A 15,544-nucleotide genomic window follows, 5' to 3' on the forward strand; every position below is an offset into this window, starting at 1 on the left:
ACCGTGATATACAGCGGTGACTGGATCGACAAGGACGTGACATGGACATGGAGTTCCGTGCAGTGGCGTTGGCTGGCGTGGTGTTGCTGGGTGCGTGCGGCTTCACGCCATCCGAGGCCGAGGCTCTCGATCAGGAGCCGAAGCCTGGATCCAGACCCGCTGCCTCCGATCCAGCCGCTGGCGGATCGCTCCAGGACACTCTCCGAAGCCCCAACGGCCTTCGGATCGACGCGAGCGGCGTGGACATGCGACTCAAGGCAGACAACTGCGAAGCAGTCGTCGAAGGTCTGCTTTTCTGCAGCGGCACACAGCTGGACATCGCCTTTCCCGACGCCGCAACGCAGCATGCGCTGAACACAGGTCCGATGCTGGTCAGGGCTGATGCCCTGGCGTTCCGAGGTCCGCTGCCCGTCGATGCCAGGCCAGAGGCGCATTCAATCGTGATCAGCGACGTCAACGCCGATGATCACGAGGACCTTCTGCTCTGGTCCGGGCGCGACGGCGCCTATGGAGGCCCGTCGTTCGACGTCTACCTGTTCGACGAACCCCGGGGTGCATTCCGTCTCAACCGGGCGCTCTCGGATCTCACGGTGGGATACACCGGGCTGTTCGGCGTCGACGGTTCGCGCATTACCGCTGATTCACTCACTGGATGCTGTGTACGGGTGCGGGAAACGTACCTGGTCGACGACGGCCGCCCGGAACTTGTCGAGCGAGTGACCACGGACGACTCGATCCAGGGCGCACCTGCGACCGTGACGGAGCGACTGGTAGAAGGCGAACTCCGGGTCATCATCGACACGAAGTGACGCGCCAACCTGCACACGGAGGTGCAGCAATGAGCGGACACGGCCGCAGCACCGGCGGATTCGGAATCGAGCGGGCGGCATCTGTGCGGCTGATCGTCAGGACGGCCCTCGAGTACGGGGTAGACGATCCCAAGCAGATCGCCTACATCCTGGCGACCGCACAGCATGAGACGCGAAACTTCACCGCACCTGACGAAGACTTCGGGAGAAGCCAGGCGAGAAAGCTTGGCTACAGCGGCGGCGAGGACTATTACGGGCGCGGATACGTGCATCTGACCCACGACTACAACTACAAGAAGTTCGACGAGCTTCTGGGGTTGGGTGGCACACTGATGAGCAATCCGGATGGGGCCAAGGATCCCGAGCTGGCGGCGAAGATCCTCGTTATCGGAATGCGGGACGGCCTTTTCACGGGCCGCCGCCTGGACCGGTACATCAACAACGAAACAGAAGACTCGTACAACGCCCGACGGGTGGTAAACGGCATCACCAGGCAAGAGTGGACGATCAAAGCGGCCGAGGATTGCAAGCGCTATGCCACGGCGTGGGAAGCGCATGTGCCTGCGCTGATTGCTGCGGTGAAGGCAGAAATACTCGAGGAGCAAACAGGGTGGCCGCACGACCTTCGACGGGCGCTCGAGCGACTCACGTTGCCACAACCGTCGGAGCCGCCATTGATCCGGGACGGTCTTCCCGACTTCCTCCGCGTGACCCCAGCGCCCCAACCGACGAGGCCTGCGTCCCGCGACCTGCAGCTCGGGATGCACGGCAGCCACGTGCGCGAGCTCCAGGAAGCGCTGGACGGCCTCGGTATCCGGGACGGGCGGGGGCGTGCACTCGCTGCCGATGGCATCTTCGGGACCAGCACGCACCAGGCGGTGGAGAACTTCCAGCTGTGGAACGGGCTCGACGCTTCCGGCGTTGTCGACGGGTCCACGCGCAGGCTGTTGCTGGATCCGGCGGCCCGGATGGCGGCGGCGCGGGCGCGGCCCGGTGACGCCGCGACGCCGGCGCACGGGCCCACGCTTGCCGATCCCGGCGAACCAACCCATCCCGACCACGCCATGTACCGGTGCATCCGCGCGGGCGTGCGCGACATCGGCGCCGCCCGCGGCGAGCCCTATGACGTCGACACCTGCGAACGCATCAGTCGCTGCCTGCTGGCCCGCTGCCGCGGGGCCGATGGACCGCAGGGCGACCCAACGCACGGATCGGTCCATGCGCTCCGGAGCGTCGACCACGTCGTCCTGGGCACGACGGGACAGCTGTTCGCCATCGAAGGCCGGCTGGACGATCCGGCGCAGCGACGTGTCCAGGTGTCGGTCGTGCACGCCGCGCTCGTTCCGGTCGAGGAGTCCGATCGCAAGCTGGCGGCCGTCGCGGCGCAGTCGGCGCGGAGGCCGGACCCGGCGCAGATCCTTCATCCAGCGCAGGGTGCGTCCGGTGCGCCCGGTACGCCCGGTACGCCCAGTGCCCTTGGTGCACCCGCTGCTCCCTGGCACGGGTAAGCTGGCCACCCAAGCCAGCTACCGATACCGGTCCACGCCCTGCCCACGATGCGTCCAGATCCCCGACTCGACGCGGCGCTCGCCGCCCTCCGCGATGGAGGCGTCATCGCCTGTCCGACCGAGGCCGTCTGGGGGCTGGGCTGCGACCCCTTCAGCGAAGCGGCGGTGATGCGCCTCCTGGCGATCAAGCAGCGCGAGCTCGCCAAGGGCCTGCTGCTGGTCGCCGCGGACGTGGGCCAACTCGACGGACTGGTGGACTGGGACGCACTGCCGCCAGGCCGCCGCGAGGCGGTCCTCGCCTCTTGGCCAGGCGCCAATACCTGGGTGGTGCCCGCCACCGCGCGCGTGCCCCGCTGGATCACCGGCGACCACGCCGGCGTGGCGGTCCGCGTCTCCGGGCACCCGCTGGTGCGGGCGCTGTGCCTCGGCTTTGGTGGCGCGCTGGTCTCGACCAGCGCCAATGCCGCCGGGGAACCGCCGGCACGCACGGAGGCGGAACTCACGCCCGCCCTGCGCGCCGCCGTCGACGCGATCCTGCCGGGCGACACGGGAGGCCTTTCGCAGCCCACGGCCATCCGCGACGCCCTGAGCGGAGCCGTGCTGCGCGGCTGAGGTCGCGCCGAACCACGCCCGCCCCACGGGCGTCGCCTTGGCCGCTGCGCTTCCCTCCCCGCAGCTGGCGGCGCAAGATGCGGCGATGAGCCCGGTTCCTGCCCGCTTCGCCGCGCTGCTGCTGACCGCCTGCCTGCTGGCGTCGGCGCCGCTGGCGCTGGCGCAGGACACGGCCGGCGAAGTCACCATCTATCGCTGTGCCGGCGCCGACGGCCAGGTCGTGATCGGCAACGTCCCCTGCGGCGACGGTGCCGATCAGCAGGTCCGCAGCATGGTGCGTCCGGTGGATGGCCGCCCGGCGCCACGCGCGGCCGCCCCGGAGCCGTCCATGCCGCCAGGCGGGCCGACGGTGGAGTACGTGTCCGTCCCCGCGGCACAGCCCCTGTACGAATGCGTGCGCGAGGACGGCAGCACCTACGAGAGCGACACGGGTCTCGGCGAGGAGCGCTGGATCCCGGCGTGGACCGGCGGTGGCTGGCCCATCGGAGGCTACGCGCACGGCGACGGCCCGAACCGGCCGGGGCGCCCGGGTGCTGGAGGCCGGGGCGACATCGGCGCCCGCGGGCCGACCACCCGTCCTGGCAGTGGCCTGAGCGCGCCGCCGGTCAGCCGCATCAGCATCCCCGCCGATCCACCGCGTCCCGACCCGGGCGCCGCCGCCGGCCCGCGCCCACGCCCGCCACACGGCGGCCATGCGCACGGTGCCATCGGCGGCTACGTCGAACGCGATCCCTGCCAGGCCCTGCCGCCGGCGGAAACCTGCGCGCGCCTGCGCGACCGCCGCGAGGACATCCGCCGGCGCTTCTTCAACGCGCAGCAGGTCGAGCGCGATACCCTGCGCGTCGAAGAGCGCGGACTCAACGCCCGCCTCGATCGCGACTGCAGGACGTACTGATGCTTCGATCCACCCGACGCCGGCTCGGCCTGTTGGCCGCGCTGGCCGCCCTCGCGGGCGCCTGTCCCGCCGCGGCCGCCCAGCAGGTCGTCATCTACCGCTGCACCGACGCCGCGGGCGCGCTGACCGTGCAGAACGATGAAGCCTGCCCCGCCGGCACGCGGCAGGAACGCACCGTCATCGAGCCGCCGCCGCCCATGCCGGTCTATGTGCCGCAGACGCCCGCACCCGCCCCGCGTGAGGCCCAGGGCGCGGCGCAGGCCCCCGCAACCACGGCCGCGAAGGCGGCACCCGAGCGCCCCGATGCGCCGGCTCCTGCGCGCATCGCCGATGCGGACCGCCTGCCGCCGCCGCCGATCTTCCGCTGCCACACGCCGGGCAACGACCGCTACGTCAGCGAGGACGTCGAACCCAAACCGCGGTGCGTGCCGCTGCAGACCGTCGGCATCAATGGCGACCCGGGCCTCGCCGCTGGCGCGGCCTGCGAATGGCAGTACGACCGCTGCGAACGCATCCCCGACGGTGAAGCCTGCGATGGCTGGCGGCAGCGCGGGCGCGAGATCGAATCCACCTGGCGCTACGCACGCGGGGAGGCGCGCGGTCCCCTGCAGGACGCCTTCGCGCGCGTCTCGACGATCCTGTCCGACACCACCTGCGGGCTGCCGGAGGGCTGAGGCGCGCACCCGTCGACGCCGGGCTCAGCCGTCGAACAGCGTGGCCTGCACCGGCGGATAGACCAGCAGCGTGCCCGCCGGGCGCGCGGCTTCGTTGAGCGGGTGGGGCTGCGGCGGCTTGGCGTCGATGACGTGCAGCACCTCCATGCCCCGGTGCACCAGCAGGTCGGCGACCAGGCGCCGGTGGCAGCGCCACCACACGGCCTCGGCGCACATCAGCGCGGTGCGCCGCGCCTGCGCCAGCTCCAGCGCCTGCGCCAGGCCCTCGGCGAATTCCGCGCTGGCGGTGTGGTCGGCATAGCCCTGGAAGGCGGCGTTGCGCCAGCCACCGTTGGGTGAGCCCGGCTGCGCCCGCCGCCGTCCACCCAGCTGTGGCAGCCACCGATAGCCGATCCCGGCCTCGGGCAGCGCCGACGCCATCGCCTCGCTGGCGAACCAGGGATAGCGCCGGGAGCCGGGGAATCGCCGCACGTCGGCGATCGCTTCGATGCCGTGCACTGCGAGCAGCTCGAGGAACTCCTCCCAGCTGCGCGTGGAGTGGCCGATGGTCCAGATCCTCCCGGTCACTCGAACATCCTCCGCGCAGGGAAACGACCGTGCATGCTGCGCAGCGCGCCATCCCCGCTGCGTGAAGCGGCACCGGGCAGGCGGCTGGGCGCGCGCGTTCACGGCCCCGGGACGCGGATGGCTGCTATCGATGCGACCCGCCCGCCGCGTGCTGCCCATGCCCCGAACGCCCGCGCCCAGGTCCACGATCCGCATCGGCACCGCCGGCTGGTCGATCGCCAGCGCGCACCGCGGCCTGTTCGGCGCCGGCGACAGCGCGCTCGCGCGCTACGCGACGCTGTTCGACGCGACCGAGATCAACTCCTCGTTCTATCGACCGCACCGGCGCGAGACCTATGCGCGCTGGGCGGAGACGGTCCCGGCGCACTTCCGCTACTCGGTGAAGCTGCCGCGCACGATCACCCACGAGCACGGACTGCGCGGCGCGCTGCCGCTGCTGGACGATTTCCTCGCGCAGGCGGGCGGGCTCGGCACGCGCCTGGGCTGCCTGCTGGTCCAGCTGCCGCCTTCGCTGGCCTACGACGGCCGGGTCGCGTCGGCCTTCTTCGCGGGACTGCGGCGCCGCTGGCCGGGCGGCGTGGCCTGCGAGGCCCGGCATGCGAGCTGGTTCACTGCGCGCGTCGATGCGCTGTGGCAGCGCCACCGCATCGCGCGCGTCGCGGCCGACCCGGCACCGCTGCCGCAGGCGGCCGAACCCGGCGGCCACGCGGGACTCGGCTACTGGCGCTGGCACGGGTCGCCGCGGATCTACTACAGCGCATACGACGCCGACGCGCGCGCGGACCTGGCAGCGCGGGTGCGCACACACGTGGCGCCACGCGGCGAGGCCTGGCTCATCTTCGACAACACCGCGCACGGCCACGCGACTCCGGACGCAGCCGCGTTCCAGGCGCTGCTGCGCGGCTGAGCACACGGCCCGTCAGGCCGCGGGTTTTTTCACCACCACCCAGGTCGGCGCATGGTCGCTGGCCTTCTCCTGCAGCCGGACCCAGCGGTCGACGCCGGCCTCCTTCAGGCCCTTCGCCAGCACCGGATTGAGCAGCAGGTGGTCGATGCGCAGGCCACGGTCGCGCTCGGCATGCTGGCGGAAGTAGTCCCAGAAGGTGTACGGCCGCTCCTCGCCGAAAACCTCCAGCAACGCGTCGGTCCAGCCCTGCGCCAGGAGCTCCTCGTAGCGCTCGCGCACCTCGGGCTGGAACAGCGCGTCCCTGCGCCAGGACTTCGGATCGTAGACGTCGCTGTCGTGGGGGATCACGTTGAAGTCGCCGAGCAGCGCCACCGGATGCGGCAGGTCGACGAGGCTCTTCGCATGCCGCTGCAACCGGCGCATCCAGGCCAGCTTGTAGTCGTACTTCGGGCCGGGGAACGGATTGCCGTTGGGCAGGTAGATCGCGCCGACGACGATGCCGTGGATCGCGGCCTCGAGGTAGCGGCTCTGGATGTCCTTCGGATCACCCGGCAGGCCGCGCCGGCTTTCCACCGGCACGGTGTCGCGTCCGAGCAGGGCCACGCCGTTCCAGGAGCGCTGTCCGTGCCAGAGCGCCCCGTACCCGGCGGCCTCGAGCTCGTCGACCGGAAACGCCTCGTCGACCGCCTTCAGCTCCTGCAGCGCGACGATGTCGGGAGCTTCCTTGTCCAGCCACGCCAGCAGGTGCGGCAGGCGCGTGCCGATGCCGTTGACGTTGAAGGTCGCGAGTTTCAGCGTCCTGCTGCGCGCCACCGGCGTCTCCACGCGATGCGGGGCGCATGACCGTAGCGCCGCCGCGATGGCGGGTCCGTGAAGTGGCGGTGCCGGCGGTCGGAGCGGCGTGCGCGGATGCTGGCGTGGATGCCGTCGACTGCCTCGATGACCGGTTCACGCCGATGCCATCCCGCGTGCGTCAGCATCACTGCCCCACCCCACGTGGAGTGACCGATGGCCGCGATGCCCGACCCGCGCGAAGTCCCGGGACAAGCGCCCCACCCCGCCCGTGATCCGGTCCCCGACCAGCCGATCGATCCGGTCCCGGACCAGCCGATCGACCCCGTGCCCGACCAGCCGACCGATCCCGTGCCGGACCGTCCGATCGACCCGGAACCGGCGCAGCCGGCCGATCCGCTCGCGCCGCCGCGTGACCGCGGCACGCCCGTCCGGGAGCCGCCGCGCGCCGGCTAGAACCCGTAGCGCAGGAAGCCACCGTCGACGGCGATGCACTCGCCGGTGACGTAGCCTGCGGCCGGCAGGCACAGGAAGGCGACCGCGGCCGCCACTTCCTCGGGCTCGCCGATGCGTCCCATCGGGGTACGCAGCAGCACGTCGTCCAGATAGTCGGGATCGGCCAGCGACGGCGAGGTGCGTCGGGTGCGGATGTACCAGGGCGCCACGCTGTTCACGCGGATGCCGTCCTCGGCCCACTCACAGGCGAGGTTGCGGGTCATCTGCTGCAGCGCGGCCTTGCTCATGCCGTAGGGTGCGCCGGTGCGGACATGGGTGGTCCCGGAGACGCTGCCGACGTTGACGATGCAGCTGGCCGCATGCTGCGCGAGCAGCGGGTGGACGTAGCGGCTGAGCTCGAAGGCGCTGAACAGGTTGACCTCGAAGATCTCGCGCCACTCGTCCTCGGTGTAGTCGACCGAGGCCTTGCTCAGGTTGCCGCCGGCGTTGTTGACCAGGATGTGCAGGCCTTCGCCCTGGTCCTCCACCCAGTCGAGCAGCTCGCGCCGCTGCTCGTCGTCGGCGACGTCGGCGATCAGGGCGCGCAGTTCGCCGTCGGGGTGCTGTTCGAGCAGCTCCTCGCGCGCGGCCTCCAGCGCGTCGCCGTCGCGCGCGGCGATCAGCACGCGCGCGCCGAAGCCCAGCAGCTCCGAGGCGATGGCGCGTCCGATGCCGGCGCTGCCGCCGGTCACCAGCGCCAGCTGTCCGTCCAGGCGCCAGCGCGGGCGGTGGTCGACGCCGCTCACGGCATGCAGAAGCAGTGCGCGACGGCCTTCACCGGATGGCCGCCACGGGCCAGCGCCTGTTCGATGAAGCGCAGGTCGCCGGAAATTCCCGGCAACGCCTGCAACAGCAGGCCATTGGCGATGCCGCTGCGTGCCAGCAGCGCCGCGCCGGTACGCGACTCGGCCATGCCCGCGACGAAGCTCTCGAACGGCGTCAGCGGCTTCTCGATGTACTTCACGCCCCACGTCTCCGCCTCGCCCAGCTCCGCGCGCGTGGCGGCGTTGGCCAGCGCGTCGCGCAGGCCGCCGAACTCGTCGACAAGGCCGCGCTCTTTCGCCTGCGCGCCGCTCCAGACGCGGCCGCGGGCCACGGCATCGATCTCGCCGACGCTGCGTCCGCGCGCCGTGGCCACCTTGCCGGTGAAGTCGCGGTAGCCCTTTTCGATCACGCTCTGGATCACCGCGCCCACCTCGGGCTGCAGCGGACGCGTGGGGTCGAAGGCGCCGGCGAAGGACGTGGTGCCGACGCCGTCGGTGCGCACGCCGATCTTCTCCAGCGTGCGCGGGATGGTCGGGAACATGCCGAAGATGCCGATCGAGCCGGTAATGGTCGACGGGTCGGCGTAGATCGCGTCGGCGTCCATGCTGATCCAGTAGCCGCCCGACGCGGCCAGGTCGCCCATCGAGGCCACGACCGGCTTGCCGGCCGCCTTCAGCGCGACGATCTCGCGGCGGATCTGCTCGGAGGCGAAGACCTCGCCACCCGGCGAATCCACCCGCAGCACCACCGCCTTGACCTCGTCGTCCTCGCGCGCCGCGCGCAGCAGGGCCGAGGTGGATTCGCCGCCGACGCTGCCGGGGTTCTGCTTGCCGCCCATGATCTGGCCTTCGGCCACGACCACCGCGACCTGCGGCCGGGTGTCGGCGGCGGGCATCGGGCTGGTGACGTGCTTGAGATAGGCGTCGTAGGCCATCTCGCGCACGCCGCTGTCGCTGTCCTCGTCGGCTTCGCCGCGCTCGGCCAGCAGCAGTTGCACCTCTTCGAGCGTCTTCAGCCCGTCGACCAGCTTCTGGTCGAGCGCAAGCTGCGCCAGGTCGCCGCCTGCGGCCTGGACGCCGGCAGGCAGGCCTTCGACGGCCGCCGACAGCACGCCGGCGTCGAGCCCGCGCGCTTTCGCGACGTCGCCGAGGAAGCGCTGCCAGATGTCGTTCATCCAGTACAGGTCGGCTTCCTTGGCCTCGGGCGAGGCCTGGTCGAGCACATAGGGTTCGGCCGCGGACTTGTACTCGCCGACCTTGAACAGGTGGACGTCGACGCCGAGCTTGTCCTGCAGGCCTTCGCGGTAGTACTGGCGGTAGCGGCCAATGCCCTCGAGCACCATGCCGCCATAGGGATCCATGTAGACCTCGTCGGCCTGCGCGGCGAGCAGGTACTGCGCCTGGCCGAAGTAGTCGCCATAGGCGATCACTTCCTTGCCGGCCTCGCGCAGGCTGCCGATGGCGTCCGCCAGCTCGCGCATCGAGGCGTAGCCGGAGAAGGCCATGCGGTCGGTGCGCAGCAGCACGCGTTCGATGCGCGTGTCGGCGGCGGCCTTCTCGATCACGCGCAGCAGGTCGCGCAGGCGGACTTCGGGCGTGTCCTGCCCGCTGAGCTTGCCGAAGGCGCGGCTGACCGGGTCGACGCTGAACTGCTCGACCAGCGCGCCTTCCGGCGCGATCACCAGCGTGGTGCGCTCGAGCAGCGGCTTGGCGCGCTCGGCGCTGAAGATCGCCACCAGCACGACCACCAGCAGCAGCAGGAACAGCAGGTTGAACACCAGCCGGCGGGTGAAGTTGAGGGCATCCCACGCGCCCACGGCGACGCGGGCGATGGGACCGCGGCGACGCGGGGCGTTGCGGGGCGATTCGGACATGGGGCAACCGGGGCAGGAACTGCGATGCAGCCAGTATCGCCGCTGGCGCGGAGCGGCGTCACCCGCCTTTGGTCACTGCGCCGTCCGGGGCAGGTGGCCGGTGGTGCGCACCAGGCGTCCGGCCATCAGCACGGCCGCCACCACCAGGCCGGCGATCAGCCCGATCCACATCCCGCGCGGCCCCATGCCCAGGGCCAGGCCCAGCCAGGCGCCGGTGGCCATGCCCACCGCCCAGTAGGCGAACGCGGCCAGCAGCATCGGCACGCGCGTGTCCTTGAGCCCGCGCAGCGCGCCGGCCGACAGCACCTGCACGCCATCGGGGAACTGGAACGCGGCGGCGTACACCAGCAGCGACGCGGCCAGCGCCGCAACCGTGGCGTCGGTGGTGTAGATCGCGGCGATCGCGTCGTGGCCCAGCACCAGCACCAGCGCCGACGTCGCCTGGGTTCCGAGCACCAGCACCAGGCCCGCGAGCGTGGCCCGGCGCACGCCGTCGCGGCCGCCGCCCGCACCGAGCGCGTGGCCAACCCGCACCGTGGTGGCCTCGGCCAGGCCGAACGGGATCATGAAGCAGAGGCTGGCGACGTTGATCGCGATCTGGTGCGCGGCGGCCTCCAGCTGCCCCAGGCGCCCGATCAGCAGCGCGGTGACGACGAACAGCCCGCCCTCCATCGCCACCGTCACGCCGATCGGCAGGCCGGTGCGCAGCAGGTCGCGGATCGGCGGCCAGCGCGGGGGATCGAAGCGCGCGAACAGGCCCAGCGGCGCGAACCGCTTCGAGCAGGCCAGGTAGGTCGCGAAGCCCAGCGCCTGCGCCCACATCATCAGCGCCGAGGCGAGGCCAAGCCCGCCGGCGCCCATCTCCGGCAGCCCGAAGCGGCCGAAGGCGAAGGCCCAGCCCAGCGGTGCCAGCAGCAGCAGCCCGCCGAAGCCGAACAGCATGGTCGGCAGCGTCCAGTGCAGGCCGTCGCTGAGGTAGCGCATGGCGTAGTACAGCGTCAGCGCCGGCACGCCCCAGCGGATCCCGTGCAGGAAGGCCTGCGCGCCCGGGCGGATGTCCTCGGCGATGCCCATCGGCGCCAGAGCCGCGGTGGCCACGGTGAGCAGGGCGAACAGCAGCAGGCCGAGCCCCAGGGCCAGCCACAGTGACTGGCGGAACAGGGGCGCGATCTCGTCGCGGCGACCGGAGCCGTCAAGCTGCGACACCGATGGCGGCAGTGACATCAGGGTGCCCATCGGAATCATCATCGGCAGCCAGAACATCGCCGTGCCCACCGACACCGCGGCCAGGGTCGCGGTGCCGTGGCGCCCGGCGATGACGCTGTCGACCAGCCCGATCAGGCCGGTGGCGACATGGCCCAGTACCAAGGGGCCGGCCAGGACGGCGGTTGCGCGCACTTCACCCGGGAAGCGCGCAGACGTTGCCGGCGGGGACATGCGGCGGCCGTCAGCGTCCGCTGCCGCCGGGCGGCGGGGCCACCCGGTTGCGCAGCCAGCGGCCGCGCTGCGCGGCCGGCGTGGCCAGGAGCTCGACGCGCAGCTCGGCGCGCGACTGCGGCGGCGTGCGCGCGGCCAGCACCGCCAGATCGTCGCGCCCCTGCGGATCGAGCCCGCGCAGGACCTCGAGCATGGCGGCGCGGGCGTCCGTGGGCACCTGCGCGACCAGCGCATGCAGGCGCGGGTAGTCCGGGCCGAGGTCGGGACCGAGCAGCCAGCCATGGCGGTCGCTGGCGTCCAGCGCGTCGAAGCGCGCGCGCAGCGCGGCCTGCTCCGCGGGCGTGCGCGCCGCGAAGCGCGCGGCCGCCGCGCGCATCGCCGCGCGCTCGGTCGCGGCAAGGTCGCGCCAGGCCAGCCAGCGCTCGCGGCGCTCGCCGCGCTCGGCGTGCGGCAGGGCGTCCCAGAGGTCGCGCTGCCGGGACAGCTGGCCGCGCGCGGCGGGGGCAAGGTCTGCGAGGCGCTGGTCGGCCGGGCGCAGGGCGGCGGCGTCGATGCGCGCTGCGTCCGCGGGCGCCGGGACGGGCGCCACGGGCACAGCGGCATCGGCTGGCCTGTCAGCGCCTGCTGGCGTGTCAGCGCCTTCGGTCGCGCCGCCGGCGGCCGCCGCTTCGCCCACCAGCCAGGCGTGGAAGGCGGGATCGGCGGCCGCCGGGTCCGCGTTCCCCGCGTCCAACAGCAGGGCCAGGTCGGGGTGGAGCGCGAGCGCGTCGTCTTCGCCGTAGCGGCCGGCCGGCGCCTCGGCCGCGGGCAGGGCTTCGCTCAGGATGTGGCCCGGTGCGGCGTCCAGGCCGTCGGGGAGCCGGTCCATCCGGAATGTCAGGCCCAGCGCCAGCAGGGTCAGCAGGGCCACCAGGGCCAGCGCGACGCGCAGGCCACGGCCCAGCGGGCGGCGGCCGCCCGCGGACGTCGGCGTCGCATCGTCGTCATCGGCGGTCGGGGCATGAGCGGCCACGGGCTCGGGCGGCAGGTTGCGCACCAGCTCCTGGGCGGAGCGGCCCAGCGCCTCCCAGGCCTCGACGTCGGCGCTGCCGTCCTCCCGATGGGGCAGCGCGCGCTGCAGGCCGAGCCGATAGGTCGGACGCGAGATCCCGAGCACGGTCGAGGCGTCGGATTCGGCCAGTCCCGCCACCAGGCGCAGCAGCAGCGCCGCCCGCGGCCCATGGCCGATGCCCGACAGCCAGGCGAGGCCCGCCTCCCAGCGGGGCGCCGTGGGCGGCGTGCGCAGCGCGGGGGCGGCCAGCAGCAGGGCCCAGAAGTGGCGCGACCAGTCGCCGAAGGCGATCCGGCCGGCCTCGCGCCGGAAGCGCTCCAGCGCCCAGGCCAGGGCCTGCCCACCGGTCTCGCGGGAGCCGGCCAGCAGCCAGGCGAAGACCAGCCCGCGACGCTCCACGCCGCGCAGGAAGGCGGCGAGCGCAGTGGAGGCGGGAGCGCCTGTGGGATCAGCGGGAGATCGGGGCGTCATGGAAGGGCGGGCACAGGCACGGCGCCATCATAGCGGCCGCCGGCGCCGGCGCCGGGGCTTGACGGCGCGCACAGTTCACGCTCCAGCGCGGTCCGAAGCACGATCCACCGCGTGGAAGGTTGTTCACAGCGGTCATGGAATCGTCATCGATCCGCGGGCTCGCGGTACGTGGAGCAATGCTTCACGCATGTTTCACGAGCAAGTGCTTGAAAACACTGGGGATGCGCGGTTTGATCATTTTTTAGCCAAAGCAGCGCGGAGGCCGCTTTCACGCGACTTCCGGCCCCCCTTCCCACGACCATGCACAGACTTATCCACAGAACGTGTGGATAAGCCAAATCCCCTTTCCGGTCCGGGACTTGCAGACGAATCGTAGTTTGCAAGACAGCTATGACCTGCAACCGCCCCAAGCGTCCTCCGGGCGACTCGCTAGACTCTCGCGATGCCCGCCACCGTCCTTCGAATCGCCCTTCCCCTGCCGCTGCCGAGGCTGTTCGATTACCTCGCGCCGGGCGGCGGCGGGGCCCGACCCGGCGACGTCGGGCGCAGGGTCCGCGTGCCCTTCGGTCCGCGGGAGCTCGTGGGCGTGGTCGCCGCCACGGGGCCGGCCGACGGCGCGGGCTCCGCCCTGCGCGAAGCCCTGGACTGGCTGGACCCCGCGCCCCTGCTCCATGGCGAGCTGCTGGCCACCGCGCAGTGGCTCGCCCGCTACCTGCACGCGCCGCTGGGCGAGGTGCTCGCCACCGCGCTGCCGGCGCCGCTGCGCCGCGGCGAGCCGCTGCCCGACACGGCGCGGCGTGGCTGGAGCCTGACCGCGGCCGGCGTGGAGGCGAGCGCCGGCCTGCGCAGCGGCGGCCGGCCACGCCGGCTGGCCGAGGCGCTGGGCGCCGCCGCGGTGGCCGAAGACGTCCTCGACGACCGGGTCGAGGGCTGGCGCACTGCGGCCCGCAGCCTCGAGGAGCGTGGGCTGGTGCAGCGGGTGGTGCTGGACGGCCCGGCCGCGGCCACCGGCATCGGACCGGGACACGCGCCCAACGCCGAGCAGGCGGCCGCCCTGGACGCGCTGCGTGCCGCCGAGGGCTTTGCGCCGGTGCTGCTCGAAGGCGTCACCGGCAGCGGCAAGACCGAGGTCTACCTCGAAGCCATCGCCGAGCGCTGCCTGGCCCACGGCCGGCAGGCCCTGGTGCTGGTGCCCGAGATCGGGCTCACCCCGCAGATGCTGGCGCGCTTCCGCGCGCGGCTGGGGGTGCCGGTGCATGCGCTGCACTCGGGCCTGTCCGATGGCGAACGCGCGCGCACCTGGGCGGCCGCGTGGCGCGGCGAGGCGCAGGTGGTGGTCGGCACGCGCTCGGCGGTGTTCGCCCCGCTGCCGAACGCCGGCCTGCTGGTCGTCGACGAAGAGCACGACGGCAGCTACAAGCAGCAGGACGGGATCCGCTACCACGCCCGCGACGTCGCCCTGGTGCGCGGCCGTGCACTCGACGTGCCGGTGCTGCTGGGCAGCGCGACGCCCTCGCTGGAGACCCTGCACAACGCGCGCGCCGGCCGCTACGCGCACCTGCGCCTGCGCAGCCGCGCGGGCGAGGCCAGGCCGCCGCGCGTACGCGTGCACGACGTGCGCAAGCGGCCGCTGCAGGCGGGGCTGTCCGAAGAGCTGCTGGCCGCCGTGCGCGGCGCACTGGACGGCGGTGGCCAGGTGCTGGTGTTCAAGAACCGCCGTGGCTACGCGCCGGTGCTGCTGTGCCACGACTGCGGCTGGAGCGCGGCCTGCGCGCGCTGCAGCACGCCCGACCATCCGGTGCCGATGACGGTGCACGGGGGCGGCCGCCGCCTGCAGTGCCACCACTGCGGATCGCGGCGTCCGGTGCCGATGGCCTGCCCGGACTGCGCGAGCCTGGCGCTGCAGCCGCAGGGCGTGGGCACCGAGCGTATCGAGGAGCTGCTGGCGGCGCGCTTCGGCGACGTGCCGGTGCTGCGCATCGACAGCGCCAGCACGCGCCGCCGGGATGGCCTCGCGCGCGAGCTGGCCAAGCTGGAGGACGGGCCCGGGATCCTCGTCGGCACCCAGATGCTGGCCAAGGGACACGACCTGCCGAAGCTGGTGCTGGTCTGCGTGGTCGGCATCGACGAGGGCCTGTTCTCGGCCGACTTCCGCGCGAGCGAGAAGCTCGCCCAGCTGCTGGTGCAGGTGTCGGGTCGCGCCGGCCGCGCCGAGCGCGCGGGCGAGGTCCTGCTGCAGACCCACCATCCGGAGCATCCCCTGCTCGAGGTGCTGGTCACGGGCGGCTACCGCGCCTTTGCCGACGCCGAGCTCGGCCAGCGCGAGGCCGCGGGCTTCCCGCCGTTCGCGCACATGGCGCTGGTGCGCGCCGAGGCCCAGCAGGCCGGCCAGCCGGAAGCCTTCCTCCAGGCCGCGGCCACGGCCTTCAACGCCGCCCGCGACGCGCTGCCCAGGGAGCCGGCGCGCGCACTGCTGGTGGCCGGTCCGGTACCCGCGCCGATGCCCCGCCGCGCAGGCATGCACCGCGCGCAGCTGCTGCTGGTGTCGCCCGGACGGCCCGCGCTGCACGCGGTGCTCGGCGCCGTGGTGCCGGGGCTGTACGCACTGCCGGAAGCCAGGCGCGTGCGCTGGTCGCTGGATGTGGATCCGTCGGATCTTTACTGAGGCAGGGTCGCCGGAAGGCTTCG

At 72.8% G+C, this 15,544-nt stretch carries 14 protein-coding genes; 8 read left to right on the forward strand and 6 right to left on the reverse strand.

The annotated features are described in order from the left end of the window. The first annotated feature begins 41 nt into the window (after positions 1-41). From JG616_RS06765 to JG616_RS06785, 5 genes are all read left to right on the forward strand, one after another. Complete coding sequence (locus JG616_RS06765; RefSeq protein ID WP_199362442.1) at positions 42-809, forward strand: hypothetical protein; 768 nt, start codon at positions 42-44, stop codon at positions 807-809. A gap of 29 nt (positions 810-838) precedes the next feature. Next, positions 839-2,317: an XVIPCD domain-containing protein gene (locus tag JG616_RS06770; protein ID WP_199392100.1), complete on the forward strand. Its 1,479-nt coding sequence runs from the start codon at positions 839-841 to the stop codon at positions 2,315-2,317. Positions 2,318-2,365: 48 nt separating this feature from the next. Further along, a complete protein-coding gene (locus JG616_RS06775; protein ID WP_199392101.1) occupies positions 2,366-2,929 on the forward strand; it encodes a Sua5/YciO/YrdC/YwlC family protein in 564 nt (187 codons plus the stop codon). An 85-nt stretch (positions 2,930-3,014) separates the two neighbouring features. Then, on the forward strand, positions 3,015-3,824 hold the full coding sequence (locus JG616_RS06780) for a DUF4124 domain-containing protein (RefSeq protein ID WP_199392102.1): 810 nt from the start codon (positions 3,015-3,017) through the stop codon (positions 3,822-3,824). Beyond that, complete coding sequence (locus JG616_RS06785) at positions 3,824-4,498, forward strand: DUF4124 domain-containing protein (protein ID WP_199362446.1); 675 nt, start codon at positions 3,824-3,826, stop codon at positions 4,496-4,498. The genes JG616_RS06780 and JG616_RS06785 overlap by 1 nt, the downstream gene beginning before the upstream one ends. Positions 4,499-4,522: 24 nt before the next feature. Here JG616_RS06785 and JG616_RS06790 read toward each other — a convergent pair whose 3' ends face one another. Continuing rightward, positions 4,523-5,065 carry a DUF488 domain-containing protein gene (locus tag JG616_RS06790; RefSeq protein WP_343224992.1) on the reverse strand — a complete coding sequence of 181 codons (543 nt, stop codon included), beginning with the start codon at positions 5,063-5,065 and terminating at the stop codon, positions 4,523-4,525. Between the two features lie 157 nt (positions 5,066-5,222). Here JG616_RS06790 and JG616_RS06795 point away from each other — a divergent pair, with 157 nt between their 5' ends. Then, entirely contained in the window at positions 5,223-5,972 is a 750-nt protein-coding gene (locus JG616_RS06795; RefSeq protein ID WP_199392104.1) for a DUF72 domain-containing protein, read from the forward strand. A gap of 12 nt (positions 5,973-5,984) precedes the next feature. Here the strand turns inward: JG616_RS06795 and xth are convergent, their stop codons facing one another. Then, entirely contained in the window at positions 5,985-6,785 is an 801-nt protein-coding gene (gene xth, locus JG616_RS06800) for an exodeoxyribonuclease III (protein WP_199392105.1), read from the reverse strand. Positions 6,786-6,980: 195 nt separating this feature from the next. On the opposite strand from xth, the gene JG616_RS06805 reads away from it, so the two are divergent. After that, a complete protein-coding gene (locus JG616_RS06805) occupies positions 6,981-7,220 on the forward strand; it encodes a hypothetical protein (protein ID WP_199362684.1) in 240 nt (79 codons plus the stop codon). On the opposite strand, the gene JG616_RS06810 is transcribed toward JG616_RS06805, so the two are convergent. From JG616_RS06810 to JG616_RS13640, 4 genes are all read right to left on the reverse strand, one after another. Next, a complete protein-coding gene (locus tag JG616_RS06810; protein ID WP_199392106.1) occupies positions 7,217-8,005 on the reverse strand; it encodes an SDR family oxidoreductase in 789 nt (262 codons plus the stop codon). The genes JG616_RS06805 and JG616_RS06810 overlap by 4 nt on opposite strands. Beyond that, on the reverse strand, positions 8,002-9,897 hold the full coding sequence (gene sppA, locus JG616_RS06815) for a signal peptide peptidase SppA (RefSeq protein ID WP_199362451.1): 1,896 nt from the start codon (positions 9,895-9,897) through the stop codon (positions 8,002-8,004). Before sppA ends, JG616_RS06810 begins: the two co-directional genes overlap by 4 nt. Before the next feature lie 72 nt (positions 9,898-9,969). Continuing rightward, a complete protein-coding gene (locus JG616_RS06820; RefSeq protein WP_199392107.1) occupies positions 9,970-11,334 on the reverse strand; it encodes an MATE family efflux transporter in 1,365 nt (454 codons plus the stop codon). A gap of 10 nt (positions 11,335-11,344) precedes the next feature. Beyond that, positions 11,345-12,856 carry a DUF3106 domain-containing protein gene (locus tag JG616_RS13640; protein WP_235973005.1) on the reverse strand — a complete coding sequence of 504 codons (1,512 nt, stop codon included), beginning with the start codon at positions 12,854-12,856 and terminating at the stop codon, positions 11,345-11,347. 442 nt (positions 12,857-13,298) lie between these two features. Between JG616_RS13640 and JG616_RS06830 the strand changes: the two genes are divergently transcribed. Continuing rightward, positions 13,299-15,521, forward strand: coding sequence for a primosomal protein N' (locus JG616_RS06830; RefSeq protein ID WP_199392108.1), 2,223 nt, complete (start codon positions 13,299-13,301; stop codon positions 15,519-15,521). Positions 15,522-15,544 lie beyond the last annotated feature (23 nt).

The sequence above is a fragment of the Luteimonas sp. MC1895 genome (assembly GCF_016457215.1).
In the GTDB taxonomy this organism is placed as follows: Bacteria; Pseudomonadota; Gammaproteobacteria; order Xanthomonadales; family Xanthomonadaceae; genus Luteimonas.

Excerpts from the sequence above, each read along its gene's own strand:
- JG616_RS06830 (WP_199392108.1), top strand. The coding sequence starts at position 13,299 with ATGCCCGCCACCGTCCTTCGAATCGCCCTTCCCCTGCCGCTGCCGAGG.
- JG616_RS06805 (WP_199362684.1), top strand. The coding sequence starts at position 6,981 with ATGGCCGCGATGCCCGACCCGCGCGAAGTCCCGGGACAAGCGCCCCAC.
- sppA (WP_199362451.1), bottom strand. The coding sequence starts at position 9,897 with ATGTCCGAATCGCCCCGCAACGCCCCGCGTCGCCGCGGTCCCATCGCC.
- JG616_RS06775 (WP_199392101.1), top strand. The coding sequence starts at position 2,366 with ATGCGTCCAGATCCCCGACTCGACGCGGCGCTCGCCGCCCTCCGCGAT.
- JG616_RS06780 (WP_199392102.1), top strand. The coding sequence starts at position 3,015 with ATGAGCCCGGTTCCTGCCCGCTTCGCCGCGCTGCTGCTGACCGCCTGC.
- JG616_RS06765 (WP_199362442.1), top strand. The coding sequence starts at position 42 with ATGGACATGGAGTTCCGTGCAGTGGCGTTGGCTGGCGTGGTGTTGCTG.
- JG616_RS06785 (WP_199362446.1), top strand. The coding sequence starts at position 3,824 with ATGCTTCGATCCACCCGACGCCGGCTCGGCCTGTTGGCCGCGCTGGCC.
- JG616_RS06795 (WP_199392104.1), top strand. The coding sequence starts at position 5,223 with ATGCCCCGAACGCCCGCGCCCAGGTCCACGATCCGCATCGGCACCGCC.
- JG616_RS06820 (WP_199392107.1), bottom strand. The coding sequence starts at position 11,334 with ATGTCCCCGCCGGCAACGTCTGCGCGCTTCCCGGGTGAAGTGCGCGCA.
- JG616_RS13640 (WP_235973005.1), bottom strand. The coding sequence starts at position 12,856 with ATGACGCCCCGATCTCCCGCTGATCCCACAGGCGCTCCCGCCTCCACT.
- JG616_RS06770 (WP_199392100.1), top strand. The coding sequence starts at position 839 with ATGAGCGGACACGGCCGCAGCACCGGCGGATTCGGAATCGAGCGGGCG.